The 25648-nt window shown below is 35.7% G+C and carries 28 protein-coding genes, 1 pseudogene and 2 other annotated features; of the genes and pseudogenes, 11 read left to right on the forward strand and 18 right to left on the reverse strand.

The window, feature by feature from the left end; genetic code table 11:
* The first annotated feature begins 207 nt into the window (after positions 1 to 207).
* Positions 208 to 363, forward strand: coding sequence for a sporulation histidine kinase inhibitor Sda (gene sda, locus ILS93_RS09480; RefSeq protein WP_000853283.1), 156 nt, complete (start codon positions 208 to 210; stop codon positions 361 to 363).
* 148 nt (positions 364 to 511) lie between these two features.
* Here the strand turns inward: sda and ILS93_RS09485 are convergent, their stop codons facing one another.
* Together ILS93_RS09485 and sigK are read right to left on the reverse strand one after the other, a co-directional pair.
* The gene (locus ILS93_RS09485) at positions 512 to 1300 is read right to left on the reverse strand and encodes a phosphatidylserine decarboxylase (RefSeq protein ID WP_064474754.1); all 789 of its coding nucleotides are present in this window, start codon (positions 1298 to 1300) and stop codon (positions 512 to 514) included.
* 290 nt (positions 1301 to 1590) lie between these two features.
* Entirely contained in the window at positions 1591 to 2304 is a 714-nt protein-coding gene (gene sigK / locus ILS93_RS09490) for an RNA polymerase sporulation sigma factor SigK (RefSeq protein WP_000051382.1), read from the reverse strand.
* A 258-nt stretch (positions 2305 to 2562) separates the two neighbouring features.
* Here sigK and ILS93_RS09495 point away from each other — a divergent pair, with 258 nt between their 5' ends.
* A complete protein-coding gene (locus ILS93_RS09495) occupies positions 2563 to 2793 on the forward strand; it encodes a hypothetical protein (protein ID WP_064474753.1) in 231 nt (76 codons plus the stop codon).
* Between the two features lie 54 nt (positions 2794 to 2847).
* Here the strand turns inward: ILS93_RS09495 and ILS93_RS09500 are convergent, their stop codons facing one another.
* Both ILS93_RS09500 and rpmG read right to left on the reverse strand, forming a co-directional pair.
* Positions 2848 to 4344, reverse strand: a complete 1497-nt coding sequence (locus tag ILS93_RS09500; RefSeq protein WP_222660358.1) for a YcdB/YcdC domain-containing protein — start codon at positions 4342 to 4344, stop codon at positions 2848 to 2850.
* Between the two features lie 87 nt (positions 4345 to 4431).
* A complete protein-coding gene (gene rpmG / locus ILS93_RS09505) occupies positions 4432 to 4581 on the reverse strand; it encodes a 50S ribosomal protein L33 (RefSeq protein WP_222654807.1) in 150 nt (49 codons plus the stop codon).
* A 334-nt stretch (positions 4582 to 4915) separates the two neighbouring features.
* On the opposite strand from rpmG, the gene ILS93_RS09510 reads away from it, so the two are divergent.
* Positions 4916 to 5566, forward strand: a complete 651-nt coding sequence (locus tag ILS93_RS09510) for a GTP pyrophosphokinase (protein ID WP_048562265.1) — start codon at positions 4916 to 4918, stop codon at positions 5564 to 5566.
* Between the two features lie 70 nt (positions 5567 to 5636).
* Here ILS93_RS09510 and ILS93_RS09515 read toward each other — a convergent pair whose 3' ends face one another.
* The gene (locus ILS93_RS09515; protein WP_064474751.1) at positions 5637 to 6104 is read right to left on the reverse strand and encodes a hypothetical protein; all 468 of its coding nucleotides are present in this window, start codon (positions 6102 to 6104) and stop codon (positions 5637 to 5639) included.
* 54 nt (positions 6105 to 6158) lie between these two features.
* Complete coding sequence (locus ILS93_RS09520; protein WP_064474750.1) at positions 6159 to 7544, reverse strand: alkaline phosphatase; 1386 nt, start codon at positions 7542 to 7544, stop codon at positions 6159 to 6161.
* A gap of 261 nt (positions 7545 to 7805) precedes the next feature.
* Between ILS93_RS09520 and ILS93_RS09525 the strand changes: the two genes are divergently transcribed.
* Both ILS93_RS09525 and ILS93_RS09530 read left to right on the forward strand, forming a co-directional pair.
* The gene (locus tag ILS93_RS09525) at positions 7806 to 8639 is read left to right on the forward strand and encodes a GNAT family N-acetyltransferase (protein WP_064474749.1); all 834 of its coding nucleotides are present in this window, start codon (positions 7806 to 7808) and stop codon (positions 8637 to 8639) included.
* Between the two features lie 15 nt (positions 8640 to 8654).
* Positions 8655 to 9533: an alpha/beta fold hydrolase gene (locus tag ILS93_RS09530; RefSeq protein WP_064474748.1), complete on the forward strand. Its 879-nt coding sequence runs from the start codon at positions 8655 to 8657 to the stop codon at positions 9531 to 9533.
* Positions 9534 to 9574: 41 nt separating this feature from the next.
* On the opposite strand, the gene ILS93_RS09535 is transcribed toward ILS93_RS09530, so the two are convergent.
* The 3 genes from ILS93_RS09535 to ILS93_RS09545 form a co-directional block, all read right to left on the reverse strand.
* On the reverse strand, positions 9575 to 10075 hold the full coding sequence (locus ILS93_RS09535) for a DoxX family protein (protein ID WP_088048088.1): 501 nt from the start codon (positions 10073 to 10075) through the stop codon (positions 9575 to 9577).
* 264 nt (positions 10076 to 10339) lie between these two features.
* Complete coding sequence (locus ILS93_RS09540; RefSeq protein ID WP_064474746.1) at positions 10340 to 10876, reverse strand: hypothetical protein; 537 nt, start codon at positions 10874 to 10876, stop codon at positions 10340 to 10342.
* An 18-nt stretch (positions 10877 to 10894) separates the two neighbouring features.
* Positions 10895 to 11497, reverse strand: coding sequence for a histidine phosphatase family protein (locus tag ILS93_RS09545; RefSeq protein WP_222654805.1), 603 nt, complete (start codon positions 11495 to 11497; stop codon positions 10895 to 10897).
* A 169-nt stretch (positions 11498 to 11666) separates the two neighbouring features.
* Between ILS93_RS09545 and ILS93_RS09550 the strand changes: the two genes are divergently transcribed.
* The gene (locus tag ILS93_RS09550; RefSeq protein ID WP_064474744.1) at positions 11667 to 12005 is read left to right on the forward strand and encodes a hypothetical protein; all 339 of its coding nucleotides are present in this window, start codon (positions 11667 to 11669) and stop codon (positions 12003 to 12005) included.
* 69 nt (positions 12006 to 12074) lie between these two features.
* A complete protein-coding gene (locus tag ILS93_RS09555) occupies positions 12075 to 12197 on the forward strand; it encodes a DUF4023 domain-containing protein (RefSeq protein WP_222660360.1) in 123 nt (40 codons plus the stop codon).
* Between the two features lie 42 nt (positions 12198 to 12239).
* Here ILS93_RS09555 and ILS93_RS09560 read toward each other — a convergent pair whose 3' ends face one another.
* Positions 12240 to 13478, reverse strand: a complete 1239-nt coding sequence (locus ILS93_RS09560) for an eIF2A-related protein (RefSeq protein WP_222660362.1) — start codon at positions 13476 to 13478, stop codon at positions 12240 to 12242.
* 307 nt (positions 13479 to 13785) lie between these two features.
* Here ILS93_RS09560 and ILS93_RS09565 point away from each other — a divergent pair.
* The 3 genes and pseudogenes from ILS93_RS09565 to ILS93_RS09575 all read left to right on the forward strand — a co-directional run bounded on the left by ILS93_RS09565 (position 13786) and on the right by ILS93_RS09575 (position 19442).
* Positions 13786 to 16533: pseudogene (locus tag ILS93_RS09565) on the forward strand (S8 family serine peptidase).
* A 188-nt stretch (positions 16534 to 16721) separates the two neighbouring features.
* Positions 16722 to 16951 (forward strand) — a binding site (T-box leader).
* 51 nt (positions 16952 to 17002) lie between these two features.
* Positions 17003 to 17230 (forward strand) — a binding site (T-box leader).
* 162 nt (positions 17231 to 17392) lie between these two features.
* Positions 17393 to 19147 (forward strand): aromatic amino acid hydroxylase, encoded by a 1755-nt coding sequence (locus tag ILS93_RS09570; protein WP_064474740.1) that lies wholly within the window; start codon positions 17393 to 17395, stop codon positions 19145 to 19147.
* On the forward strand, positions 19128 to 19442 hold the full coding sequence (locus tag ILS93_RS09575) for a 4a-hydroxytetrahydrobiopterin dehydratase (protein ID WP_000979547.1): 315 nt from the start codon (positions 19128 to 19130) through the stop codon (positions 19440 to 19442). Before ILS93_RS09570 ends, ILS93_RS09575 begins: the two co-directional genes overlap by 20 nt.
* A 17-nt stretch (positions 19443 to 19459) precedes the next feature.
* Here the strand turns inward: ILS93_RS09575 and ILS93_RS09580 are convergent, their stop codons facing one another.
* Both ILS93_RS09580 and ILS93_RS09585 read right to left on the reverse strand, forming a co-directional pair.
* The gene (locus tag ILS93_RS09580; protein ID WP_088048084.1) at positions 19460 to 20317 is read right to left on the reverse strand and encodes a VOC family protein; all 858 of its coding nucleotides are present in this window, start codon (positions 20315 to 20317) and stop codon (positions 19460 to 19462) included.
* Positions 20318 to 20338: 21 nt separating this feature from the next.
* Positions 20339 to 20743, reverse strand: a complete 405-nt coding sequence (locus tag ILS93_RS09585) for a DoxX family protein (protein WP_001071551.1) — start codon at positions 20741 to 20743, stop codon at positions 20339 to 20341.
* A 156-nt stretch (positions 20744 to 20899) separates the two neighbouring features.
* Here ILS93_RS09585 and ILS93_RS09590 point away from each other — a divergent pair, with 156 nt between their 5' ends.
* Positions 20900 to 21445: a helix-turn-helix domain-containing protein gene (locus tag ILS93_RS09590; RefSeq protein ID WP_064474738.1), complete on the forward strand. Its 546-nt coding sequence runs from the start codon at positions 20900 to 20902 to the stop codon at positions 21443 to 21445.
* 33 nt (positions 21446 to 21478) lie between these two features.
* Here the strand turns inward: ILS93_RS09590 and ILS93_RS09595 are convergent, their stop codons facing one another.
* From ILS93_RS09595 to ILS93_RS09620, 6 genes are all read right to left on the reverse strand, one after another.
* Positions 21479 to 21856, reverse strand: coding sequence for a hotdog family protein (locus ILS93_RS09595; RefSeq protein ID WP_001101452.1), 378 nt, complete (start codon positions 21854 to 21856; stop codon positions 21479 to 21481).
* Between the two features lie 108 nt (positions 21857 to 21964).
* On the reverse strand, positions 21965 to 22423 hold the full coding sequence (locus tag ILS93_RS09600) for a GNAT family N-acetyltransferase (protein WP_000276112.1): 459 nt from the start codon (positions 22421 to 22423) through the stop codon (positions 21965 to 21967).
* Between the two features lie 56 nt (positions 22424 to 22479).
* The gene (locus ILS93_RS09605) at positions 22480 to 23058 is read right to left on the reverse strand and encodes a GNAT family N-acetyltransferase (RefSeq protein ID WP_240368384.1); all 579 of its coding nucleotides are present in this window, start codon (positions 23056 to 23058) and stop codon (positions 22480 to 22482) included.
* Positions 23059 to 23448: 390 nt separating this feature from the next.
* Positions 23449 to 23844, reverse strand: coding sequence for an ankyrin repeat domain-containing protein (locus tag ILS93_RS09610; protein WP_064474736.1), 396 nt, complete (start codon positions 23842 to 23844; stop codon positions 23449 to 23451).
* Positions 23811 to 24629, reverse strand: a complete 819-nt coding sequence (locus tag ILS93_RS09615; protein ID WP_064474735.1) for an ABC transporter ATP-binding protein — start codon at positions 24627 to 24629, stop codon at positions 23811 to 23813. Before ILS93_RS09615 ends, ILS93_RS09610 begins: the two co-directional genes overlap by 34 nt.
* Positions 24616 to 25644 (reverse strand): FecCD family ABC transporter permease, encoded by a 1029-nt coding sequence (locus tag ILS93_RS09620; protein ID WP_064474734.1) that lies wholly within the window; start codon positions 25642 to 25644, stop codon positions 24616 to 24618. The genes ILS93_RS09615 and ILS93_RS09620 overlap by 14 nt, the downstream gene beginning before the upstream one ends.
* Between the last annotated feature and the right edge of the window lie 4 nt (positions 25645 to 25648).

Raw genomic sequence — 25648 nt, forward strand, 5'->3', positions numbered from 1 at the left:
GACAACATATTTCGATATATGACCTGTGGATAAAATTGTACACATTTTCCACATTAATTTATCAGTCAATTTGGAATTTACTAACAATCTATACACATTTTATCCACCTAGGTATGTGGATAACCACTCGTTTGTGACTGTCATATTTTTTTGGTACATTAAATGCAACAACGAATCAATCCTTAAATTATTAGGAGGTGACTCACCTTGAAAACAAAATATATGGAACAGTTATCTACTGAGTTACTCACTGAGTCTTATTATAAAGCAAAAGAACTAAAATTAAATCCCGACTTCATTTTACTTATAAAACAAGAAATGATTAGACGCTCATTAGAGGACAAGCTTGTCAAATCGTCTTGATTACATATAAAGTGAAATTTTAATGAGCTAACTTGTAAAAAGAGCCATCCTGCGATGGCTCTCGAATAAACAAGTACTCCCATCTAGGGAATTTCATCATTAAGCATCTTTGTCCATAACTCTTGCTTACAGTTATAAAATGTTTTCTTTACTTATGAGCCGAACGAGTAGCAATTTTTTCACCAAGACGAATCTCTTGTCCACTCTTCAATTCCTGCACTACTTTTATCATATCTTTTTCAAACAATAACACAACTGTTGAACCAAATGTAAAGTATGCCATTTCTTCACCTTTTTGAACAGTGTCTCTTTCATGCAACAGCTCAATACTATTAACAAACATAGCTCCTACTTTTACAAGTGCCATATGTTCACCGTCACTATTTACTTCTGTAACAGAGCGATAATTTTTTGACAATGGCTCTTTCCCGTATTCCATACCAGCTGCATTTACCGGATATGACTTTCTACCAAGTACAAACCTTTCAGTCACAGAACCAGAAAGCGGACTATGAATACGATGATAATGACTTGGGCTTAAATAAATAACCATGTATGTACCACCTGCATATCGCTTTGCACGTTCTTCATTACCTAGCATATCCACGATTGAATAACGCTTACCTTTAATATCAAATGTTTTTGTGTCCTCAATAGGACCGTAATCAGCAAAAACACCATCAACAGGACTAACGATACTCGATGCATCTGTATCAACACTACGTTTTCCTTCTTTTAGCTTACGCGTAAATAATTCATGCAATGTTCTATATTCCTTCAAACCCTTTTCCATCTCATCTTGGTTAATTTGAAAAACTTTCGCATACGATGGAATAATGATAGAGCTCAAACGAGATTGTGCAAATTTACGCAATATATAAGAAGTAAAACGACCATTTGTAAGTTCGATCATAAGTCGATATAATGTACGTCGCAAATTGCGAAACCTCCTAATCAGTCTATAACTTTAGCTTCCCCTTCTTTTCCTTCTATATCATATGTAAAATTGGTTCTTATTCCCACATATCATATAGAACTGTTTCATTATACATGCGGAAAACTAAGTATGGTATTATTCTTAAATTGTTTAGCACCCTCTAATATTACAGATAGAATCCGTCATTTTCAACAGTGAACATAGATTTCTTCTGAACACAACTCTTTTTCTTTCCTTATTTACAAAAAGAAAAGCAGCCCATTTTAAAATATGGCTGCTTGCAATGTACATTATTCTTTCGCTTTTTTCTCTTTTTCAGCTCTTACAAATTCATGGAACATTTTCATTAAAGCGCGCTTTTCAATTCTTGATACGTAGCTTCTGGAAATACCAAGTGCCTTCGCAATCTCTCGTTGCGTTTTCTCCTTATCAAGCCCCAGTCCAAAACGCTTCACGATTACTTCTTTCTCTCGTTCGTCTAAAATATCGATATACTCTTTAATCTTTTCTAACTCCATACTAAGCTGAATCATATCAATTACATCTTCAGACTCTGATTTTAATATATCGATAAGCGATATTTCATTCCCCTCTTTATCTTGCCCGATCGGATCATGAAGTGAAACGTCTTTTTTCGTTTTTTTCAGTACACGTAAATGCATCAAAATTTCATTTTCAATACAGCGTGCTGCATACGTCGCAAGTTTTGTGCCTTTTCCTGCCGAATAGCTCTCGATCGCTTTAATGAGCCCAATTGTACCAATTGAAATTAAATCTTCTGCATCTTCTCCTGTGTTTTCAAATTTTTTAACGATATGAGCTACAAGCCGTAAATTATGTTCAATTAACAGATTTCTCGCTTGAGCATCACCTTGCTCCATTAACTCTAAGTACTTTCTCTCATCGTCTGATGATAACGGCTGCGGAAACGCATTATTCTTCACATAAGAAACAAAGACAAACACTTCTCGAACCATATATCCAATTGCGGCGAATAGACTCAAACCTTTCACCTCCGCCAAAATAGTGGTCTTTACTATGTGTATGTGGGCGTGAGGTTGTTTGTGTCTGTACGATATCATTCCAACATCTTTTTAAGCATAATTCTTGTCTCACAAAGATTTGCTACGTATACTTAAACAACAGATAGGAGGGTAAAATATGCAACATTTTATTGCCTTCTTGTACCTAAGTAGCTTGTAAGAGATGAACTCCTTGTACGCTCTTGCAAGCTGCTTGTACTACAAGGAGGGATTACAAATATGAAATTTGAAAGAACACGTGCTTATACAAGACATCAACGTCAACGCACAATGCGCCGAAAGATGAATATCGTAAAACATGCCTGGGGATATATCCCTGAAATTTCCGGTATTTTTGCGAAAGGAAAAGTCCACTGTTCTTGCGGAATGTGTACAACAAAGTGGCGAACAGAAGGACCACCCGCTAGTGTACAGAAGTGGTTATACAAAATTGATACATACGAAAAATAATCGTTCTTTCTAACAAAGGTCTTCCCTCGAAGACCTTTTTCCCTATTTAAAGACTTATTTACTCCAAATTTTTTCCCCAGTGTGAGCATCAATATAACGAATTTCTCGACTACAGCCAAAGGATTCTTTATGATTTTCATCTGTCGTTTGTTTATACAACAGTTCGTATTTCATTTCCTCTACATCAACATCTATATGCCATTCTAATTTCACTAGGATGGCCTCTTTGTATATTTGTAACGCTTTTTCTTTTGTTACTTTCGGTATTGTTTCGTATGTAAGCAGTTCTTTTATAAGGTTGCTAGACTCTCCGGAATAATGCACCACAGCCCCATTTTCCGCATTGATATTAACCATAAATTGCTTATACTCTGCCGGAATGCCATTCACATATACAGAAAAGGTAAATCTTTCAATCCCATCTTCTGCTTCTTCACGTTCTTCCCAAAGACGTAGATATTGTGTGACATCTGGAATAACTTGTTCCAAAAATTGAAGTGCTTTTTGTAAACATTCCTCTCTAGACAGTATTTTCTTTACTTCTTTATCTTCTGTCAGTTTTATAAAGCCAATTAATTCATTGGTATATTTATCAACCGTAATTCCAATTAAATTATTATATTTTAACATTGGTAAATGCTTTTTAAAGAATTCATTCATTAAATATGAGTTCTTTTCTTCTTTCTGTTTTTGTAATTCCTCTTTCGGAACAAATTTCGTCCTTATTTCATCATCATTTTCTGTCTCATCTACTTTTGTAAAACTTTCTTTATCCCAGCCAATTAATTCGAATATGTCACCTTGCCGGCTATCTTTTTTTGTTTTTTCAACAGCTACTGTCGGCGGTAATTTATAATGTTCTGGTCCAAATAAATCTTCTCCCGTACTTGCATTAATAGATGCATGACTAGGTTCTGGTTCATATACAAGATGGTACCCTTTTACTTCTTCTCCATTTTCATACTCACATGAAGAGTGTGTTAAATCTACAAATACAAGTCTCATATCTTGTCTAGCTTTCAAATTTTCTAAAACGACGTTCTCCTCAACAATTCCACTTGGCCATAAAGGTTTTTTCTCGATAGCTTTTTGTCCATTATAACGAAAATACATAACATTACCTGAAGGATGAACTCGCACAACACACCCTGTATTCGGCAATGGATAGCCATTTACTTCTTGCATATAATTTAATTCTTTCCGACCGCGCCTGTCGTCCTTAACCGTTACATATGTATAAAATTCATATCCTTCTTTTGTATATTTTTTTAAGAATGCATTTGCAATCTCTCTTGCTTTATTCTCCTCTAGCGCTTCCTTACCACTCGAAAAATATTTTTTATCATCTATACTAAATTCGATTAAATTACCAGTATGTCTATTCAGCGTAATTTGTATCGTTCTCTCCTCATCCTCTTTATGTTCCCACCATAATAGATGATATGGGTCATCCACACCTTCTTGATCATCTACGACAAGCCTAAAATCATCTGGAATATCAATCATATGAGCCACTTGCTCTTTTCTTTCTTTATCTTTTTGATTCATCATACCTCTCCATCATTACAATTTAAGTTAATTATAACAAATAAAACCAAAGAATTATAAACAAAAAAGACTAGAGATATCTCTAGTCTTCTACTTCGTCTCACGATGTAGCGTTACTCGCTTTAATCGTGGACAATATTTTTTTAGTTCGATGCGCTCTGGATTGTTTCGTTTATTTTTTTTAGAAATATAATTAAGATCACCGCACTCTGTACAAGCCAATGTAATATTTACACGCATATGTAATTCTCCTTTCTTTCAAAGATCGCAAACTAAAACGTAATGATTACGATTTATATGTTATATAACTTCATTCTATTTGTCAATTGTAAAAAAAGACAAAAATCTGAAACAATTAGTTCATACGAAATTCACACGAATCTATTACTATAGGAATTGTACATAGTGAACTTATTAACAATCACGTTTATTCATATAGAATCTTACTCGAAAGGAGTTGAAATTATGAAAACTAAATATCGTTTTATGATCTCATCATTTGCTGCTTGCGCTTATATGCTTTGGTATTTAGTATAATAACCTCGCTTGTAAATTGGAAAAGGTGTGTATATAAATGGAATATAATCAATCAACAGTTAACTATTGGAAAGCTTTTGTACTACCATATACATTTGCTTTAGAAGAGTTAAAAACTAAATTTGAAATTATGAACCGGGAAGCCCAATTTTTAGAGGATTACAACCCGTTTGAACATATAAAAACAAGATTAAAACAACCTGAAAGTATTATTAAAAAGCTTGAGCGTAAAAATTTATTACCGACAGTTGAAAATGCCCAAACTCATTTACAAGATATCATCGGCATTCGTATTACATGTTGCTTCGTAGAAGATATTTATCATTTAAAAGAAGTCATTCAAAAGCGTGAAGATATGGAAATCATAGAAGTAAAAGATTATATCGCTAATCCAAAGGGAAACGGGTATAAAAGTTTACACATGATTATTAAATATCCTTTATCACTGAATTCTGGTACAAAAGATGTATTTGCAGAAATCCAGTTACGTACGCTAGCAATGGACTTTTGGGCAAGTTTAGAACATAAACTTTACTATAAATATGAAGGGAAAATACCTGAGTATTTAAAAGATGAACTACATGATGCAGCAATGAAAGCTGAAGATCTTGATAATAAAATGGCAACAATTCGCCAAGATATTGATGAGATCGAAGCATGCTCAAATCAAATTATGTTACCACTATAAAAAAAGGTTCTCGCCAATGAGAACCTTTTTTATTTCGCTATTTACGGGCAGTAAGCTCCCAAGTTTCACGTTATTTTTTTCCTATCGTGCGAACTTCTTCAATTTTCCATCCATCTTCTTCTTTTCCAAGCGCATACTGTACATTTTTCTGAAGAGTGACCTCCCCATCTATTTCCTTTTCCTTTGTTTCAACTAAGACATATCCTGCTTTACTAGCTTTCATGTCTATATGTTCCAATTCAATTTTCTTATTTCCCTTTTGAAAAGCTGCTTCTTTTTGTGTTTTTAAGTCTTCAGCACTAGGCATCTTCTTTGAAAATAATTCCATATGTTCAGCCAGATTTTTTTCATTTGTCGTCCGTACAAATTTCTCCATAACATCTTGAATCGATTTCTCTTCTTCTTTCGTTATTTGTACCTTTTCCTCAATTTTTTTAGTAGTAGATTTTTGTTCTATATGATTCTCTTGAGATTGACATCCAGCGAGCAATACTATACCTACTAGCAAAGGTCCGATTCCCATGAAAAAAGATCTCATCTTTCCATCTCCTAAAAAGAAAAGTGAGGCATTTCGCCTCACTTTCATTTATAATTAGCGTCTTCCTTTATTCGGATCGCCACCGCCAACAATATCAAAGACACGTTTAGCGATATTTGTATTCTCTTGAACGCCAGAGAACAAATATTTACCTGGGCCAAATGCATATACGTTTACATCTTCCCCTGTATGTCCACCTGTCGTCCATCCTGTAACCGAACGCTTATTGAAAATATCCTCAATCGCATTATCAATCTTTGTTACATCTTTTGAAGGAGCAATATCATTTACCGCTTTAATTTCTTCTGGTGTTAATTGTAAATCAATATATTTTTTCAATGTCTCTTCTACATTTGCACCTTTTGCAATCTCATTTGCCATGAAGTCTGGTGTGCGTTTTGCAGCTTTAATTGGATCTACTTTAAAGTTATACTCACCATTCGCACCTAAAGATAATCCGCCAGTAGCGTGATCTGCCGTTGCAACGACTAACGTATTTTTATCTTTTTTCGCAAACTCAATCGCTGCTTTAAATGCTTTTTCAAAGTCTTCCATTTCACTCATTGCACCAACGATATCATTATCGTGTCCAGCCCAGTCAATTTGGCTTCCTTCAACCATTAAGAAGAAACCATTTTTATTTTTGTTCAAACGCTCAATTGCTGCATTTGTCATTTCTTCTAATGAAGGTGTCTTCTCATTACGATCAATCATTTTATCTAATCCACCTGGTGCAAATAAACCAAGGATTTGATCATTTTTATCATTTAACAATTGATCTCGATCTGTTACGTAGCTATAACCAGATTTCTTAAACTCTTCTGTAAGATTACGATCTTTTCTAACAAAGTTTTTTACGCCGCCGCCAAGCATAACATCTACTTTATGCTTCCCTTTAATTTTCTCATCAAAATAATCATTTGCAATTGCATCCATATTTTTACGACTAATGTCATGCGCACCGAAAGCAGCTGGTGTTGCATGTGTAATTTCAGAAGTAGCAACGAGTCCCGTTGATTTCCCTTTTTCTTTCGCTTGTTCAAGTACAGTTTTCACTTCTGCTTTATCATTATCAACTGCAATTGCTGCATTATATGTTTTAATTCCTGCTGACATAGCTGTTGCTGCAGATGCAGAGTCTGTAATATTTTCATGTTCATCTTCCGGATATGTCTTTTGCGTTCCTACAAGATGCTTATCAAATTCTGTAGATTCCATCTCAAAAGTTTTTGGATTATCTTTCATATAACGGTGAGCCGTCATATATGAAGGTCCCATACCATCCCCAATTAATACGATGACATTTTTAATCTTTGCATTGCTTCCGTTCTCATCTGCATTAACCTCACTAGAACGAGTAAAATTCCATGTTGCTACCGAAGTAACTGCTAACGACGCCACAACTGCAAATGGCCATGCTTTTTTCACAAACTTTTTCACTGTCTTGTCCCCCTAATTAGGTTATTCATTTCCCACTATCAAATTTAATAGAAGACTATTAAGAGAAAATTAGTTATATGTAAATTTTTTGTTAACTTATGTAAATATCAGTTATAATTTGTATAACTTTGTCCTTTCATAGCAACCTCCTTCCCCTTTACAATCAAAATATAAATAAGTTGGATTTCATTTAAAGTAAATCTCTTATTTAACATTTTCAATTTACTTTTATGAAAATTAATAGAAAAGTGGTGAACATTTATGAAAACAATAAAGCTAGATGAAACTTTTATTTTTGATTTACTCGACCTTTGCAAAACTATTGGATGGTTACAAGATAAAGCATTTATGAAAAAACAATTTGAAATGTATCTTTCTCTCGGCACACTTATCGGTTATATGCATGAAAATAAACTGATTGCAGCTGGAGGAGTATTTCCTTTTAAAGATAGTTTTTCTACTATTGGCATGTTAATCGTTCATCCTAATTTTCAAGGCCGAGGCATCGGGCGTATTTTGCTAAATCGTTGCTTAGAACACACTCTCCCAAAACAACCAATTGCACTTATTGCAACAAAAGCTGGCGAGCCTCTTTATACATCATGCGAATTTCACACAGTAACAACGATTCATCGTTTTGAAAAACAAACTACTAAGACACATATTGCTCATACACAACAAGTAAAAGAAAAAGACCTTTTGTCTCTCACTTCTCTCGATCAAATCGTAACTGGTGTTAATCGCTCTCTACTTTACTCGTTACTATTACCAAGAGCCATACACTCTTTTAAAATTGAGAGAAATAACTGTATAGAAGCTTTTTCCTTATGTATACAAAAAGGTAATATATTATGCGTCACTCCACTTATCGCAAAACAAGAGAAGGATGCTATTCAATTATTCAAGAAGATCTGCGAGTGTTGGAATGGCACAGTAAGGATCGATGTCCCACATTCACAATTTTCATTTCGTAAATTTCTTCAAACAGAAAATTTCCAAGAAACGCTTCTTTCACCTCTTATGATGAAAAATGGTAGCCAACTTCCTGGAAATCGTAATATGCTATTTGCTATGATAGACACAGCGTTATGTTAGAAAGGGGACACCTCATTGAAGCGATTTAGCTATTTTATGGTAGGTTGTCTTACTCTTACACTTTTAGTAGGATGTAGTGCAGCAAAAAAGCCAGTAGAACAAGTAAAACAAGTTAAAAATACACTTACAGCGAAACTAGCTACCGAGGAAAAAATGGTAGAAATAGATGGTCAAACCATTTACTTTAAAAAGATTGGTAATGAAAAACCACCTTTACTTATGATCCATGGATTTGGTGGATCATCAGATGGTTTTCAAAAGATTTACTCAGACTTAGCAAAAGATCATACAATTATTTCTGTAGATGCTTTAGGATTCGGGCGCTCATCTAAGCCAATGGATTTTTACTATTCTTTCCCAACCCATGCAAATTTGTATTATAAACTAATGAAAAAACTAGGTTATGATTCGTTTGCAATACTGGGACACTCAATGGGCGGAGAAATTTCTCTTAATTTAACGTATTTATATCCTGAAGCCGTTACCCACCTTATTTTAACTGATGCTACAGGCGGTCCTCATACATTCGTTAATAAACAAGGCTCACCAAAACCACAGTTATCGACTGATTTAAATACCGTTTCTACTATTGCAGATTATGATGAGGGCAAAGTAAAATCCAAGCGTAATGATGAAGAGCATTACAATAAAATGAAATTATGGCCTAGACGTCTTCAAATCAATGCAAATGAAATTACACAACCAACCTTAATTATATGGGGAAGAAATGATAGTAGCGTTTCTTGGAAAGAAGGAGAAACGTATCATCAATTCTTAAAAAATAGTACTTTCCATATTATCGAAAAAGGTTATCATGCACCATTTCGTCAAGAGCCACAAGAATTTGTAGGGTATGTAAAAGACTTCTTTAAGAACAATAAAGTTGAAAAATAAAATAAGCGGGTATCTCATTTTGAGATACCCGCTTTCATATATTAAGCAGCTTGCTTTTGGCGTTTTTGAGTTTTTGATCCTAATACTTTCGGAATAATGAAACCATCTATTCCAAATTTACCAGCGTTCATACCAGAGACTAGAACAAACATTGATAGGATAACCATTTCAGGGTTTACACCAATTGACCCACTAAACATATAGGAAAAGTTCATTACAAGACCGAAAAAGACCGCTGTTTTTGTTAAACAGCCTACAATTAAACCAATTCCAACTAAAATTTCTCCCCACGTTACAAGTGTATTAAATAGATCAACGTTTGGAATTGCGAAATCTTGTAAAAATGATGCCCACCAAGATTGAACAGCCGGTTGTGCTCCTTTAGATTTTTCAATTGCACCTTGTAAATAACCAGTTGCATCGAATCCTTTTCCTTGTAGTTTACCGATTCCAGCCATTAACCATGTGTAACCAAGATACACTCGAATTATTGCCAACACAAAAGAAACTGCTTTGTTTTCTCTTAAAAATTGAATAACCATATCTTCCTCCTAAAGTTGTAATTAAGTTAGTTACAGATAATATAATAACATTAGTTACTTATTTTTCAAACGTTAATTACGAATAATTTGTGACATGTGTATGAAACATTAAAAACTAACGTTTATATAGTAACTTTTTTTACCTGTAAAAACTTGAACATATCATACCATAGGTGATAATCATTTTCATTGAAGAAAATGTAAAAAAAATGTGAGTTAAATGTGAAACGCCTATATTCGAATATAGAATATAGGCGTTTTTTACTATTTATATAATTGAAATGTATGTGTCTCCTCATCGATTAATTTCGCCTCTTGAAAAGCATCTTCTAACGTTTTTTCATGGTTAATAAGCCCATAAAATAAGCGTATTGTAAGCATAAGTGCTGCATTCCCATCTACATAATCTATCGATCCAATATACGATTTCGCCCCACTACGTAAGAAAGATTCTGCTAGTTTTCTCTCCCCTAACGTACACCCACTATTTACAATATGTGTATTATGCAATTTTGCATATTTATAAATTTCTGCTGCACCAAAGTATCCCCTCGGTTCATCTTGTTCATATATATCTTCACCTAACTCTTCCATGACAAACTTTCCTTCCTCACCATGAAAGCAAAAAATAACATAATCGATATCGTTATATAAACCCTTTCCAGAAAGAATATTAATGAACTCTCTCGGTCTACCAATCCAGTATGTTACAACTTTTGCCCCAAAATATTCAAGCGATGCTCGGATTGATTGCGCCTCTAAATCCGAATTAAAACCAACTACTAATGCAACATTCAACATACACCCTCCATCCTATCATTAGATCTCATCCATCAAACTTTTAAGGGATAGATCCATTTCATATATACCCGTTTCTTGCAAAAAATCAGATCTAGTTAAAACGACTTTCTGTACATATTGCCTATACGCTGTAATTATCCCGTCGTGAGATACAATGCAAATTCTTTCAGCGCCTAGCTCATAGCACCAAAGAAGAAATTCATCTGCTATTTGCTGAAAACGATTCTCTGAAATAGTATTTATACCTTCCGTCCATAACTGCTTATTTGTACTTTTCTCTATCGAAAAATGTGGAAATAAATCTGCTATCATTCCCTGATCTACTATGTAATCACATGGTAATGTTTTCGCTCCTTCTCGATAAGGAAAAATACGTGGGGATACATATGGGTGGACAATTTTTTGACAAGCTACTTTCGTACTCCATATGTTCGCCGTTTGTAAAGTTCTAAGTGTAGGGCTGGCAATTAATATATCCTTTTCCTGTAATGGTACATCGAATTGAATGCATTTAGCCTGATTCTTTCCCTCATCCGTTAATGGTGGATGCAACACTTGTAAACTTGACGGCAAATCTTTTGTATGTTCTCCTTCACCGTGCCGAACAAAGACGAGTTTCATATCCAGCCTCCTCTCACTATGAAATCCTCTTACACATTTCTTCCCTATCTCATTCTTTATTCCTGCTATATGAAAAACTGGTATGTAAAAAACATTCGACATAATTAATTGGAAAACATTACAATTAGTTGTGTCAAATACTTTTACAAGAGAGAGGGGAATCACAAATATGAAATGGATTATCGCCTTTATCGGAATGATCATATGGGGATACATAAATGGATTTTTTAATAGTGATAAAACTGCTAATCCTTGGATTACAGATGATGAACGTGAAACAAAAATTAAACAGAAAGCAATTACAGCAAGCTGGTCTGGTGTTTTTATGTTTTGTACCATTAACCTCTTAAACAAATGGTTAGGTGTAGGAACAAGCAATACATCACCTTACTTACCATCTTCTGTCGCAACTATTTTAAAAGAAAATGTAGAGTTACAAATTTTATTTATGCTATTTATTACGTATGGCATATTTTACGTATATTTTCGAAGAAAACTAAGTGCTTAACTTTTATTTCATGATTATCCTCCGAAATGGTTATAGTAATTAGGACGAAATGAAAGGAGCGATATAAAAATGGGTAACTCGAATGACTTTTTAGATACACTACATGAAAAACAAGCAAAAGATGAACAAAACAGAAAGCGTCAGGGGAACGGAAACCCAGCGAAGAAAAAGCCGAATAAAACTCATAAATAACAATAAAAAAACGTGCCTAAAATTATTTTTTAGGCACGTTTTTTATTCTTCTTTCACCGAGATAACATTTTCCCAGTTCCATTTCTCATAATACCATTCTGGTACATCTATATTTTCAATCCACTTCTTTTCCTGTTTTCCATCACTATTGGCAATCCATACATTGGCTTTCTTACGGTCTGAACGTATCCATATTAATTGATTGCTCTTCCTCATGAAGATCGGATGATAATCACCTTGCTTATGAGCTGGCTTTGTGATTTGATATTGTTCGTCGCTTGTACTATCGATCTCATATAAAGATGGTAGTGGCCTTTTTTCTGGTGGCGTTTCTATCCCTGCCTCTTTTGCTCGTGAAACGATTATTACTTTATCGTTCTTCCATGCAAAATCCCAATCGACATATCCTTTCGGCGTAAATGTGTTCTGCTGAAGTGCAGGCAGTTCTTTTACTTTTAAATGCTTATTCTCTAACGCAACTCTCCCGCTTCCTTCAATATAGGCTAATATATTGTTGGATGGCGCCCATTTGAACCATTGGGTGTTTAATAGCATTTGATCTACCTTTTCAAATCGACTGCCATCTGCTCGAACTAAGCAAAGCGTATTACTATCAGCTGACCATGAAGCTGTCGGTACCGCTAAAAATGAAATCCACCTTTGATCTGGTGACCACTCAAACCCACTTGCAACTAGCGCTAGAAAATCATCATGTTCATTTGGTAATGCATACAAATGCTTCATTTTGTGAGGATTCATATGTGCATCTTTTTGCACTTCATATAGCTGAGCTCCTGTCCAACCTGTTGGAATTAAGTGTGCTTCAGAGGATACAAGAAACTTCTTTCCATCAGGGTACCATGCATAATCACCTACACCAGCCGATACATTTTCAAAATCTGTATTCTTTTTTTTGACATCAAACGTATTTAGTGTATTCATAAATACAAATGCAATTATATTCTCTTTCGGTGACCATTGATAATTCGATACTTCAGATTGCAATGGCCTAACTTTCTTTCCATCTTCCAATCGGTACAATTCCAAGGTGTTTTTCTTGTTTCCTTTAGCATAAGAAATCCATTCTCCATCATGAGACCATTTCGGCCCTGTTATGTACTCGCCTTTTGTTATTTGTTTTTCTTTTCCATCAATTTTAATCCAAAGATCATGATGACGAATAAAAGCAACTTTCACCCCATTATGTTCCGCACTAGTACTAAAAATTGAAGATAAAAAAACAAACAAAACCACGCTACTACTCACGATAATTTTTTTCATACGTCCCTCCATTTTTCTTATAGCATTCCTCATATTCCGCTTACTATATGCGAACTTCACCCTGCATTAATTGACAGTTACTGCACAATTTTTGTGGATTCATGCTCAGTGGATGATGGGCTTTCCTCGCTGAATATTAGCCATTCGACATAATCCCAAAACATTTCCCAAGAAATTTTTAATTCAAAGAGGATTGGTATGAATTATGTCGAAAGTATAGTTTAGCCAACATTCGGTTTTATATTTCAGAACAAAAATGCAAGATAAATTTTCGGAATGTTGGCACTTTTTATTAAGGGGAGTTTCAATGAAAAAAACTACGTCTACACTATTAAGTATGGCGCTCGTCTTTTCTAATTTTGGAGCTTTAAGCGCACATGCTGAATCGCTGCAAAAGGAGAAGCAATTTAGTCCACAATTAAAAGTGAATATTGAACAATGGGGAGAAAACAAAATCGCGCAAAATGTTGAAACAAAAACATCAAAAGAAATTTCAGTCATTGTAGAATTGCAACATGCTCCGCTCGCTTCACAAAGTAACATTCAGCATGCTCCGGATTTAAAAAACGGCAATGTGCAATCATACCATACACAACTAAAAAAGGCACAAGAGGGTACAACAAAGAAAATTAAAGAAAAAGCACCAAAAGCAAAGATAAAAGAAACGTATAGTACACTATTTTCTGGATTTTCTATTTCTATCCCAGGAGATCAAGTTGCTGCTTTAGCTTCTTTACCCGAAGTAAAAGCTGTTTATCCGAACTTAACATATAAATTGCATGAAACAGCAAAAAGCGCTACTAAAGAAGAAGCGCCAAATATTGGCGGACCGACAATCGGTGCACCTGAAGCTTGGAAACTAAAAGATCCAACTGGCAAACCGCTTGATGGAAAAGGAATGAAAGTCGCTATTATTGATTCAGGTGTAGACTATACACACCCTGACTTACAAGCAAATTATATCGGTGGATATGATACAGTCGATGAGGTTAACGATCCGATGGATGGAAATGTCCACGGCACTTATGTAGCTGGAATTATTGCTGGTAACGGAAAAATAAAGGGGATTGCTCCGAACGCTTCTATACTCGCTTACCGTGTCATGAATGATGGTGGTACTGGCACGACCGCTGATATTATTCAAAGTATTGAGCGCGCTATTCAAGATGGTGCAGATGTTTTAAATCTATCTCTCGGTCAAGATTTGAATGTCCCTGATCAACCTGTAACAATGACGTTAGAACGCGCAGCAAAACTTGGTGTTACTGCAGTCGTTTCAAATGGAAACGATGGACCAAAGCCTTGGTCTATTGATGCTCCTGGTAATGCTAGTAGTGTCATCTCTGTTGGTGCATCTACTGTTTCTATTCTATTCCCGACATTCCAAGTAACTGGTTCTAATAAATCTTACCAAGGATTACCGTTATCAAACGCAGATTTCCAAGTAGGAAACGCTGCTCAACTTGTCTATGTTGGCTACGGTAATTCGAGCGATTATGCTAAACAAGATGTGAAGGGTAAGTTCGCCCTTGTCTTACAAGGAACTTCAAGCACATTAGTAAAAGCCGAACAAGCGAAACAAGCTGGCGCTAACGGGGTACTACTAATTTCTAATGAAAAAGAAATTAATATTATGCCCGAATATTTTGGACGTGAAGATGTAGCTCTTCCGGTTATGCAGCTATCAAATACAAATGGCGAAGAGTTGAAAACTTTAATTACAAAACGAAAGAAAAATATAAAGATTGGACAACCAAACAAAACCGAACTGATTGGTAACTTCAGCTCAAGAGGACCATCACAAGGAAGTTGGCTTATAAAACCTGATGTTATTGCACCTGGAGTAAAGATTACAAGCACAGTACCACGAGGTGGCTATGAATCTCTCAACGGAACAAGTATGGCTGCTCCGCAAGTAGCGGGAGCCGTTGCCTTACTGCGTCAAATGCATCCTGATTGGACGACAGAACAATTGAAATCTGCTCTTGCCAACACTGCAAAAACATTAAAGGATGTCAATGAAAATACATATCCTATCATGGCACAAGGATCAGGTTTAATTAACATTCCAAAAGCAGCCCAAACAGATGCATTAGTGAAACCGAACAATGTAAGTTTCGGTCTTATTAAGCCAAATAGCGGCAAAGTGAAACTAACACAAAATATTACGTTACAAAATCTTTCTAACAAAAAGAAAAACTTTTCAACTCGTATTGAATTACTAGATACAAAAACAAAAATCCAGACTTCTTTCCCTTCTTCAATTAGTTTAAAACCAAATAGTAACATCGAAAAGCCTTTTACTATTACTGTGGATAGCTCCTTACCACAAGGTGTATATACAGGAAATCTGTATGTAAAAGAACAAGGTAAAACTGAAGAAATGCGTATCCCATTTACATTTAGTATTGATCCGAAAGAATACAAGCGTATCGATGGCGTTGAAATCGTTAATTCTACTTTCAGTCCAAATAATGACAACATACTAGATGACAACCTAATCAATTACTATTTAGTTACACCTGTTGAGGATATAGCGTTTCATGCTAATTTAATTACGAAAGACCGTGTGACATATCAAGGCATGGTATATCAAGGAAAAAACGAAACACCTGGTTATAAATCTTTCAAATGGAATGGTACAAGAAAGGACGGATCTCCGTTGCCTGATGGCTTATACCAAATCGAAGCTGTTGCTTCTAACTCTGGTGGAGAAACAAAACAAACAGGAGCTGTATTTATTGATCGAACAGCACCTAAGTTAACACACGAAATTGATCAAGAAAATCTCATAATTAGAGGGAAAGTTGATGATATTCTACTAGATTGGATGACAGAATCTGGTTGAATTGCACCTGGTATTCCAGTAAGAATGCAATATGAAATTAACAGAAATGGTGTATGGGAGAGTGCATTCCTAAACACTTGGGAGAAAAACTACGAAATTTATTTCGATCGTAATCAATTACAAGAAGGAAAGAATACAATTCATATTGTTGCAACCGATGCAGCTGGAAATACGACTAATTTAAATATTGATTTAGAAGTGGAATAAAGTGAAACTTTAATCAGCACTCACCAATCGGACGTTTACGGGCAGTAAGGCTTCCATCTAACTTTTTTGCTCCGGCCAAATTTTGAGGTAGGAATTTTACTACCCACAAATAGCGAGATAAAATTATTGTTGACAATCTTTTAAAAATAGTTTTATAATACGAAACATAGTTTAGTTGAACGAATTATATATCGGCTTTGAAGGAATACTAGTAGCGACTTATATCCCTGTCTCAGAGAACTGATGGTTGGTGCGAATCAGTACATATACAAGCGTGAATTACAATTCTGGAGCTTCTTTCCCGTAGTGCACATAATGCATGAAGAGAAAGACGGATCTTTCCGTTATCTTAAAGTGAGTGGTAAACAATTTTTCTGTTTACAATTAGGGTGGTACCGCGATTTTTATCGTCCCTATCGGATTTTCCGATAGGGGATTTTTTGCGTCCTTCCCTTTTGCACAATTTCATATATACGCGTTGAAAGAATCGCAGTAATATCTTATATCCCTGTTACAGAGAGCTAATGGTCGGTGGAAATTAGCACATATATAAGTATGAATTACAATTCTGGAGCTTCTTTTTCGTAGTGCTTGTACGCATGAAGGAAAAGACGGAGTTTTTCCGTTATCATTAATTGAGATGTAAGTATGTTTTCACTTACAAATAGGGTGGTACCGCGATTCTTTCGCCCCTATCGGATTTTCCGATAGGGGCTTTTTCTATTTCTCACAGAAACAAATGTTAAATAATTCCGAATCTTATGATAAAATTTTATAAGCGCTTACAATTTTGAAAGGTGGTGGTTCCAGCTATACCCAACCAATATTCAATTTTATAAAAAACAAGGAGGATGTCTAAATGACAAAGAAAACAGAAATTCCATCGCATTTAAAACCATTCGTATCCACGCAGCATTATGATCAATATACACCGGTGAATCACGCTGTTTGGCGTTACATTATGAGACAAAATCATAGTTTCTTAAAAGACGTTGCTCATCCAGCCTATGTGAACGGACTACAATCATCTGGTATAAATATAGATGCAATTCCAAAGGTAGAAGAAATGAATGACTGTTTAGCACCAAGCGGATGGGGAGCTGTAACAATTGATGGACTTATTCCTGGCGTAGCATTCTTTGATTTCCAAGGACACGGCTTACTACCAATCGCAACAGATATTCGGAAAGTAGAAAATATCGAGTACACACCAGCTCCAGATATCGTACACGAAGCAGCAGGACACGCACCTATTTTACTGGATCCTACATATGCGAAGTATGTGAAACGCTTTGGACAAATTGGTGCGAAAGCTTTCTCTACAAAAGAAGAACATGATGCTTTTGAAGCTGTTCGTACATTAACAATCGTAAAAGAAAGCCCTACTTCTACTCCTGACGAAGTTGCCGCTGCTGAAAATACTGTAATTGAAAAACAAAAGTTAGTTTCTGGTTTATCAGAAGCTGAACAAATTTCACGTCTTTTCTGGTGGACAGTAGAATATGGATTAATCGGAAATATAGATGCTCCAAAAATATATGGTGCTGGTCTCCTTTCTTCTGTTGGCGAAAGCAAACATTGCTTAACAGACGCTGTAGAAAAGGTTCCATTCTCTATCGAGGCATGTACAGGTACAACTTATGACGTAACAAAAATGCAACCACAACTATTTGTTTGTGAATCATTTGAAGAGCTGACTGAAGCACTTGAGACATTTGCTGAAACGATGGCCTTTAAAACAGGTGGAAAGGAAGGTTTAGAAAAAGCGATTCGCTCTGAAAACTATGCAACCGCTGAACTAACTAGTGGATTACAGATTACAGGTACATTCAGCGAGACAATTGAAAACGATGCAGGTAAAGTGATTTACATGCGAACAAATTCGCCAACTGCATTAGCAATTCATAATAAACAACTAGCGAATCATTCTACATCTGTACACAGTGACGGCTTTGGAACACCAATTGGATTACTCACTGAAAATATTGCATTAGAAAATTGTACAGATGAACAACTACAATCATTAGGAATTACAATTGGAAACATTGCTGAATTTACTTTTGCAAGTGGTATTCATGTAAAAGGAAAAGTAACAGATATTATAAAAAATGATAAGAAAATTGCTCTTATTTCCTTTATCGATTGCACTGTTACTTATAACGCCCGCGTATTATTTGATGCTTCATGGGGCGCATTTGATATGGCTGTTGGCTCACAAATCATTTCAGTATTCCCAGGAGCAGCAGATGCAGCATCATTTTTCCCAATTGATGAGGAAATAGAGGAAACTCCAGCACCTCTTGCATTAACTGAGCTGGATCGTATGTATCAAACAGTTCGTGATATTCGAGGTGGAGGTATTTTACACGACGCACATGTCGATCAATTAGTAGCAATTCAAGAGGTATTAAATAAATTTTATCCGAAAGAATGGCTGCTTCGCCTTGAAATATTAGAATTACTTTTAGAGCATAACAAAGGGCACGAAACATCAGCAGCATTATTACAAAAACTTTCTACTTTCACAACTGACGAAGCTGTAACACGCCTTATTAACAATGGTCTTGCACTACTGCATGTAAAGGATGTGAAAAATGATGCTGCGATTAACTGAAGAAGAAGTTCAAGGGGAATTATTCAAGGTGGATAAATGGATAGTAAAAGATGAAAAATGGATTGAACGAAAATATATGTTTTCCGACTACTTAAAAGGAGTCGAATTTGTCTCTGAAGCCGCCAAACTATCAGAAGAACGTAATCACCATCCATTTATCCTTATCCAGTATAAAGCAGTCATTATTACTTTGTCATCTTGGAATGCAAAAGGTTTAACGAAACTAGATTTTGAGCTTGCAAAGCAGTTTGATGAACTATTTTTACAAAACGAAAAAGCAATTATAAGAAAGTAAAAAAAGAGAAGCCTTTTTTAGGCTTCTCCTTTTATTTTGAAATGAATACAATGTTCAAATGGGTCCTCAACTTGTAATATTCCATCTTTGTACGTAGCGACTTTGCCAATATTTTTTAAGCTTTCACATACTTGCTCTTTTTGTTTTTCATCCGCTAGTACAATTGTGAAATATTTCAAGCCGACGGAATTTGGCATTTGCGGCGGTATTTCTTCACCTTGCCACGTATTTAAACCGATATGGTGATGATAGCCACCTGCCGATACGAACAACGCTCCATTACGAGCTGGGATTGTTACTTCAAAACCAAGACCATCCACATAGAAACGTTTCGCTTCTTCCAAATCAGCTACATGGAGATGAATATGTCCCATCACAGTACCCGCCGGAAATCCATTCCATGTACTTCCTTGCTGTAATAGTTCTTCACCAGCTAACGGGTTACTAACAAATGGTAGTTCTCCATTCTCATCACGCCAAACTTCTTTTTGGCGATCATGATAAATTTCAATCCCGTTTCCATCTGGATCAGCTAAATAAAGGGCCTCACTAAAGTAATGGTCGGCTCCGCCGTGCAGTGGATATACCATTTCTACAAGATGACGAAGAATATTCGCTAAATCCTGTCTGCTTGGTAATAAGATTGCGTAATGATATAACCCCGTTCTCCCTCTTTGCTTTGGTAGAGCTTCTTTCTTTTCTTCAATAATAAGGAGTGGTTCGTTATTTTCATTCCCAAATGTAACAACCATTTCATCTTCTTTTAGTACTTTCATACTTAGTACTTCTGTATAAAACTCTAGTGATTTCTTTATATTTGATACATATAAATGAACAACATCAAGTGTTGTGTCGGGATGAAGTTGAAAACTCATCTTGTTAGCCCCCCATTTAATTTAGTTCTTCTTTAACATTCTCTCTTTTAAGAAATTATCTACAAAACCGTCTGCTTTCGCAACAAATAAGTACGCACCCATTGCTAACAATGCAAGTTCTAATTCGAAGCCAGGATTTTTTCCATCTCCTAATAAACCAGCTGACCATTTTACTTTTACAATTGCTCCAACCATTACAAGTGCAAATAATAATCCAATATATCTTACACCTAAACCTAGAATTAACAATATACCACCAACTACTTCCGCTGTTGCTACACCGTATGCAAGACCTCCTGGTAAACCAATGCTTGTAAACCACCCTGCAATATTGTCAATCCCCGATTGGAATTTTGTTAAACCGTGCATAAAGAACGTTACCCCTAACACGATACGAATAATTAAGTTACCGATATGTTGATTCATTTCATTCTCTCCTTTATAGTTTCCTTATACAAAACTTTTATTTACATTACAAAACATACACTAATTTTTTTTATTCGTCAATTCATTTTCACTGGGAAAATATATATTTTTTTTGCTATGATACAAATAGTTGTTTACAAAAAGGAGCTTGATTTTATGAATATTGGTTCTGCAATACGTGAAATTCGTCAACGTAGAGGCATAACAATCGCACAAATTTGTGAGGGAACAGGTCTTTCTAAAGGATTTATGAGTCAGGTTGAAAATAATAAAACATCACCATCTATCTCAACTTTAGAAACAATCTCCAATTTTTTAAACGTTCCCCTTCCCTATTTATTATTAGAACAAAAAGATCGGTTGAAAGTTGTCAAAAAGGGAGAGCGTAAATACAGTGTATACGGAAAAGATGAACAAAGAATTGAACATGTTGCGGAGCAAGGTGGCCTTCGCCTAAATCTCGTGGAAATTCCTGCTGGGTTTCCGAAAGAAAATATACCAAATGCCCATGAAGGGGAAGAATGTCACCTTGTATTACGCGGAAAACTAGAAGTTCAACATGGAGAAGATATTGCAATTGTAGAAGAAGGTGATTCTTTCTCTTGGAATGCATGTGTTCCTCATATTGTTCGTAATATAGGAGAAGAAACTGCATTATTACTCATCTCTAGTCATGCAGAAAATCGAAAACGTGTTTATTAAATAAAAAAGAAGCCTGTAAATCAGGCTTCTTTTTTATCCCCTTATAACTCCATAACTTGTCCCAACTAGTACAGTCTTTTCATGTTGATTGCGATAAACTGACTCGATTGAAACCTTTTTATATCCTTCCATCTGTTCAATATTTGTTAAAGTTAATTCACAAGTGATCGTATCTCCTGTAAAAACCGGTCTAATAAACTCACTTACTAATTCTCTTGCTATGTAATGTAATTCTTCTCCTACTTTCGTTCCAATACTAGCAGTTAATAAACCATGAACCATTAAACGTCCATTTTCATCATATTCCATATGATGCCTACCTTTATCTCCTGTAATATTTGCAAATTCAAAAACCTCTTCCTCAGTAAATCTTCTTTCGTATTTAAATACATCCCCAACTTTTACATTCATTTTTATCCCCCGTTTAATAAACAGAATTTTCTTTTATTTTATCATAAAATGAGTCTCAGTTCAGTTTATATTATTAAAATAGCGATCCTTTTTTACACTATCTTATTTTTATCGGTGCCCATCTTTTTTTGCTACTTGATACCCGTAGTACGCACATGTTCCATTTCTCGATAACTCTCTCACCTCAAAACCACAACTTCTATAAAAATCAAAATTACTCGCAGATGTATGTGCAAACCAGTCTCCATGTGGCAACTTTTGCAAACAAAGAGCGACAAGTTTCTTACCTAATCCCTTCCCTCTATATTCACATTTCACAACTAAATTTACTATGTTCGCGATCATGATTCCATCAGAAATGACTCTAACCATCGCAATCATCTCTTCTTCATCCCAAATTGTGAATGCCCATGTTGAATTTTCAAATGCTATCGTGAATTTTTCAATTTGCCAAGAAGGGATATTATCATTACTCCAACCAGCATCTTCGAATAAAGTTTTAATTGCATATGCTGGCACACCATTCGTTCCCTCACGAATAATAAGGCCATTATGATAAATATACATGTAATCCCCCCTTTATTTTTATATACCATTCTTCAAAAGATGCAATTTACCTTTTTTCATCCTACGCGTTTAATGGAATAAACGAGAACGTCCATCCCATGAAATGAAGTTGTTTTCTCATAACTAAGCCCTGTTTTTCTAGCAACAAAGATTGAGGCGGGGTGATCCGGATTAATAAGAGAAATTAATTTATTCATTCTTAATGCTTGGAAACCATAGTCTCGAAATGCTGCCGCTGCTTCTTTCGCATACCCTTTTCCCCAATACTGAGGTGATAACCAATAACCAATTTCAATTTCCTCTTTTCCATCTATCTGCTGCTTTACTAACCCTGCATGACCAATTCGTATTCCCGTTTCCTTTTCAATCAATACAAATAAACCAAGACCGTTTTTATAGCTAGGAATTACCCACTCCTCCAAACTTTTTTTACATTGCATATATGTTTTTAACGTCCCATTTCCAATATAGCGCATTACCTTCTCATTTCCCCATAGCGAAGCATAGAACTGCAAATCATCCATTGTGTATTTGCGAATTTGTAAACGATCTGTATGAAACATCTCTGCACTCCTTTCCACGAATTTGTACTTAACTACACGCTCATGTTTTGTATGTATACTAAATGTTACTATCTATTATAAAGTGAAACTTTAATCAGTGGGGGCTTTTGTTCATCCTCACTGATTATTAGCCTTCACCAATCGGATATTTACGGACAGTGGACCTCCCGCCTAACTTTTTTCTCTAGCTGAATTTTGAGGTGGGAGTCTTACTGCCCACAAATAGTGGGATAAATGAACTAATGACTAAATACAGAATATTCAATCTCTAAAGGATTAAAAAAAGACAGTAGACAAATATTGTCTACTGCATCCATATCATAACTAGCATAAAGAAAACTACAATTGAGGGGGGTGTAGGATTTTCAAATATACTAGATACTTATCCCGTTCTAACGGGCGGTAAACTTTTCAATTATATGAAAGTGAAAAGTTTACCGCACATAAGAACCTTTGCGGTCATTAAGAGAGCACCGTTAAGTACTCAAATACACGCTGTGCTTTTTCTCCACCCATTCGTGCATGTTGAAGAAGGGAAATACCATGTGGACCCGATGCACGCAATGCCTCTGGTTGTGCTACTAAAATAGCTTGTACAACTTCTAATTCTCCAAGCATCGCGGCCGCGAAAATGTCCATTCGAGCACCCTTTTCTAGTAAATAGAGAGCAATATCTTTACGACCTACATGTGCTGCTGCTCCTAACGCACTTTCCCAATCTGATCCGCCCCAATTGTAAGAGGCATGAAGTAAGCTTGGCAATTCAGCCAACAGTTCTTGTACTTTTTCTAAATCTCCGTGAGCTGCCATAACAAATTCTCTTACTAACTCAGTGGTAATACGTTCTTCTGTTCGCATCTTGCTCCTCCTTTTTTAGAAATTCGTTTTGGTGTGAAAAATGGCTTGTCGCTTCCTTGAAAAATATCTACCTCTATGCCGAACACACGTTGAAACATTTCATGACATAACACTTCTTCTGGTATACCGTCATACTGAAGCTTCCCTCGCTTTAATACGAGTAAACGATCACTATATTGAGCCGCTTGGTTAATATCATGTAAAACCATTACAATTGTCATGCCAAACTCCTCGTTTAACCGTTTCACAAGTTCCATTACTTCCAACTGATGAACGATATCTAAAAAAGTTGTTGGCTCATCTAATAATAAGACATTTGTACGTTGTGCTAGCGTCATTGCAATCCAGGCACGTTGTCTTTCCCCTCCTGATAAAGATTGTAAAAGACGATATTCATACCCTTCAAGATTTGTAACAGACAATGCCCAATCAACAATTTCTTCATCGTCTTTATTTAAGCGATCTTTCCATGATTTATGAGGTCCTCTTCCAAATTCGATTAATTCTTTCACTGTTAAATCTAATTGATGATCATGCATTTGTGGTAACATCGCTAATTGCTTCGCTACATCGGCACTTTTCATCATATGAATACTTTTTCCATCTAAAATGATATCCCCTTCGCTTTGTTTAAGTAGTCTTGCCATTAAACGAAGCAAAGTAGATTTCCCTGATCCATTCGGTCCAATTAAACTAACGACCTCCCCAGCTTTAATATGTACATTCATATTTTGCATTTGAAATCTTTCAGAATGTGCGTAAAACACTTTATTAACGGAAATCACGTTGTCTTCCTCCTCTATGAATTAAATATAAGAAGAACGGACCGCCTAAGAATGATAATAAAATACCAACAGGCAATTCAATTGGATCGAACCAACTTCGAGCTATCGCATCCGCGAAAACAAGTAATATCCCTCCGCCAAGGCATGATAATGGCAGTAAATATTTATAGTCATTTCCAACTAATAAACGTAACATATGTGGTACAACAAGACCGACAAATCCAATAAGACCAGAAACACTAACTGCAATTCCAGCTAATAGTGTACTTACTACTATTAAATAAAACCGGCTTCTCTCCACGTTATGACCTAATAATTTCGCCATTTCATCTCCAAGCATTAATACTCGAATATGCTTTATACCAAAGAAGGCTAATATAATAGCGAATATTGCATAATAAATAATCATGTTTAAATGTGCCCAACTTACACCACCAATGCCACCTGCTAACCACGGTAACACCGATTGTACTTTGTCACTATGTAATAACATTAACGCTGACGTCGCTGCACCAATTAATGCATTGATTGATACACCTACTAAGACAATCCTTGAAGGCGGCGCCCCTTTTTGCCATGATAAAGCATAAATGACCATCGCCGTTATGAAAGCTCCTATAAATGCCCCGAGCGGTAAAAATGCCATATGCTGAGGGAATAAAATCATAATTACAATTGCTACAAGGCCTGCTCCAGATGAAACCCCGATAATACCAGGGTCTGCAAGAGGATTTCTCATAACCCCTTGCAGCAGTGCACCAGATGCTGCTAAACATGTTCCTACTATAAATCCAACGAGCACTCTCGGTATACGAAGGTCCCATACAATTCGATGAACCGTCGAACCTTCATCTTGTATCCCTGTTAGAATATCTCGTAAAGAAAAGGATAGGCTTCCTGCGAAAAGACCGTAAAAAAGACCTAAAATCGCTAATACAACTAAAGTAACTGCTATTATCCACCTTTTTTTCGCAAAAGGATGTTCCTTTTCCCTTACTACTTCACTACTTTCCATACTT

It is taken from the genome of Bacillus sp. 16GRE42 (assembly GCF_019837435.1).
Classification (GTDB): domain Bacteria; phylum Bacillota; class Bacilli; order Bacillales; family Bacillaceae_G; genus Bacillus_A; species Bacillus_A wiedmannii.

Excerpts from the sequence above, each read along its gene's own strand:
- ILS93_RS09495 (WP_064474753.1), top strand. The coding sequence starts at position 2,563 with ATGAAATTTGAAAGAACACGTGCTTATACAAGACATCAACGTCAACGC.
- ILS93_RS09500 (WP_222660358.1), bottom strand. The coding sequence starts at position 4,344 with ATGATGAATCAAAAAGATAAAGAAAGAAAAGAGCAAGTGGCTCATATG.
- rpmG (WP_222654807.1), bottom strand. The coding sequence starts at position 4,581 with ATGCGTGTAAATATTACATTGGCTTGTACAGAGTGCGGTGATCTTAAT.
- ILS93_RS09510 (WP_048562265.1), top strand. The coding sequence starts at position 4,916 with ATGGAATATAATCAATCAACAGTTAACTATTGGAAAGCTTTTGTACTA.
- ILS93_RS09515 (WP_064474751.1), bottom strand. The coding sequence starts at position 6,104 with ATGAGATCTTTTTTCATGGGAATCGGACCTTTGCTAGTAGGTATAGTA.
- ILS93_RS09525 (WP_064474749.1), top strand. The coding sequence starts at position 7,806 with ATGAAAACAATAAAGCTAGATGAAACTTTTATTTTTGATTTACTCGAC.
- ILS93_RS09535 (WP_088048088.1), bottom strand. The coding sequence starts at position 10,075 with ATGGTTATTCAATTTTTAAGAGAAAACAAAGCAGTTTCTTTTGTGTTG.
- ILS93_RS09540 (WP_064474746.1), bottom strand. The coding sequence starts at position 10,876 with ATGTTGAATGTTGCATTAGTAGTTGGTTTTAATTCGGATTTAGAGGCG.
- ILS93_RS09545 (WP_222654805.1), bottom strand. The coding sequence starts at position 11,497 with ATGAAACTCGTCTTTGTTCGGCACGGTGAAGGAGAACATACAAAAGAT.
- ILS93_RS09550 (WP_064474744.1), top strand. The coding sequence starts at position 11,667 with ATGAAATGGATTATCGCCTTTATCGGAATGATCATATGGGGATACATA.
- ILS93_RS09555 (WP_222660360.1), top strand. The coding sequence starts at position 12,075 with ATGGGTAACTCGAATGACTTTTTAGATACACTACATGAAAAACAAGCA.
- ILS93_RS09560 (WP_222660362.1), bottom strand. The coding sequence starts at position 13,478 with ATGAAAAAAATTATCGTGAGTAGTAGCGTGGTTTTGTTTGTTTTTTTA.
- ILS93_RS09570 (WP_064474740.1), top strand. The coding sequence starts at position 17,393 with ATGACAAAGAAAACAGAAATTCCATCGCATTTAAAACCATTCGTATCC.
- ILS93_RS09575 (WP_000979547.1), top strand. The coding sequence starts at position 19,128 with ATGATGCTGCGATTAACTGAAGAAGAAGTTCAAGGGGAATTATTCAAG.
- ILS93_RS09580 (WP_088048084.1), bottom strand. The coding sequence starts at position 20,317 with ATGAGTTTTCAACTTCATCCCGACACAACACTTGATGTTGTTCATTTA.
- ILS93_RS09585 (WP_001071551.1), bottom strand. The coding sequence starts at position 20,743 with ATGAATCAACATATCGGTAACTTAATTATTCGTATCGTGTTAGGGGTA.
- ILS93_RS09590 (WP_064474738.1), top strand. The coding sequence starts at position 20,900 with ATGAATATTGGTTCTGCAATACGTGAAATTCGTCAACGTAGAGGCATA.
- ILS93_RS09595 (WP_001101452.1), bottom strand. The coding sequence starts at position 21,856 with ATGAATGTAAAAGTTGGGGATGTATTTAAATACGAAAGAAGATTTACT.
- ILS93_RS09600 (WP_000276112.1), bottom strand. The coding sequence starts at position 22,423 with ATGTATATTTATCATAATGGCCTTATTATTCGTGAGGGAACGAATGGT.
- ILS93_RS09610 (WP_064474736.1), bottom strand. The coding sequence starts at position 23,844 with ATGCGAACAGAAGAACGTATTACCACTGAGTTAGTAAGAGAATTTGTT.
- ILS93_RS09620 (WP_064474734.1), bottom strand. The coding sequence starts at position 25,644 with ATGGAAAGTAGTGAAGTAGTAAGGGAAAAGGAACATCCTTTTGCGAAA.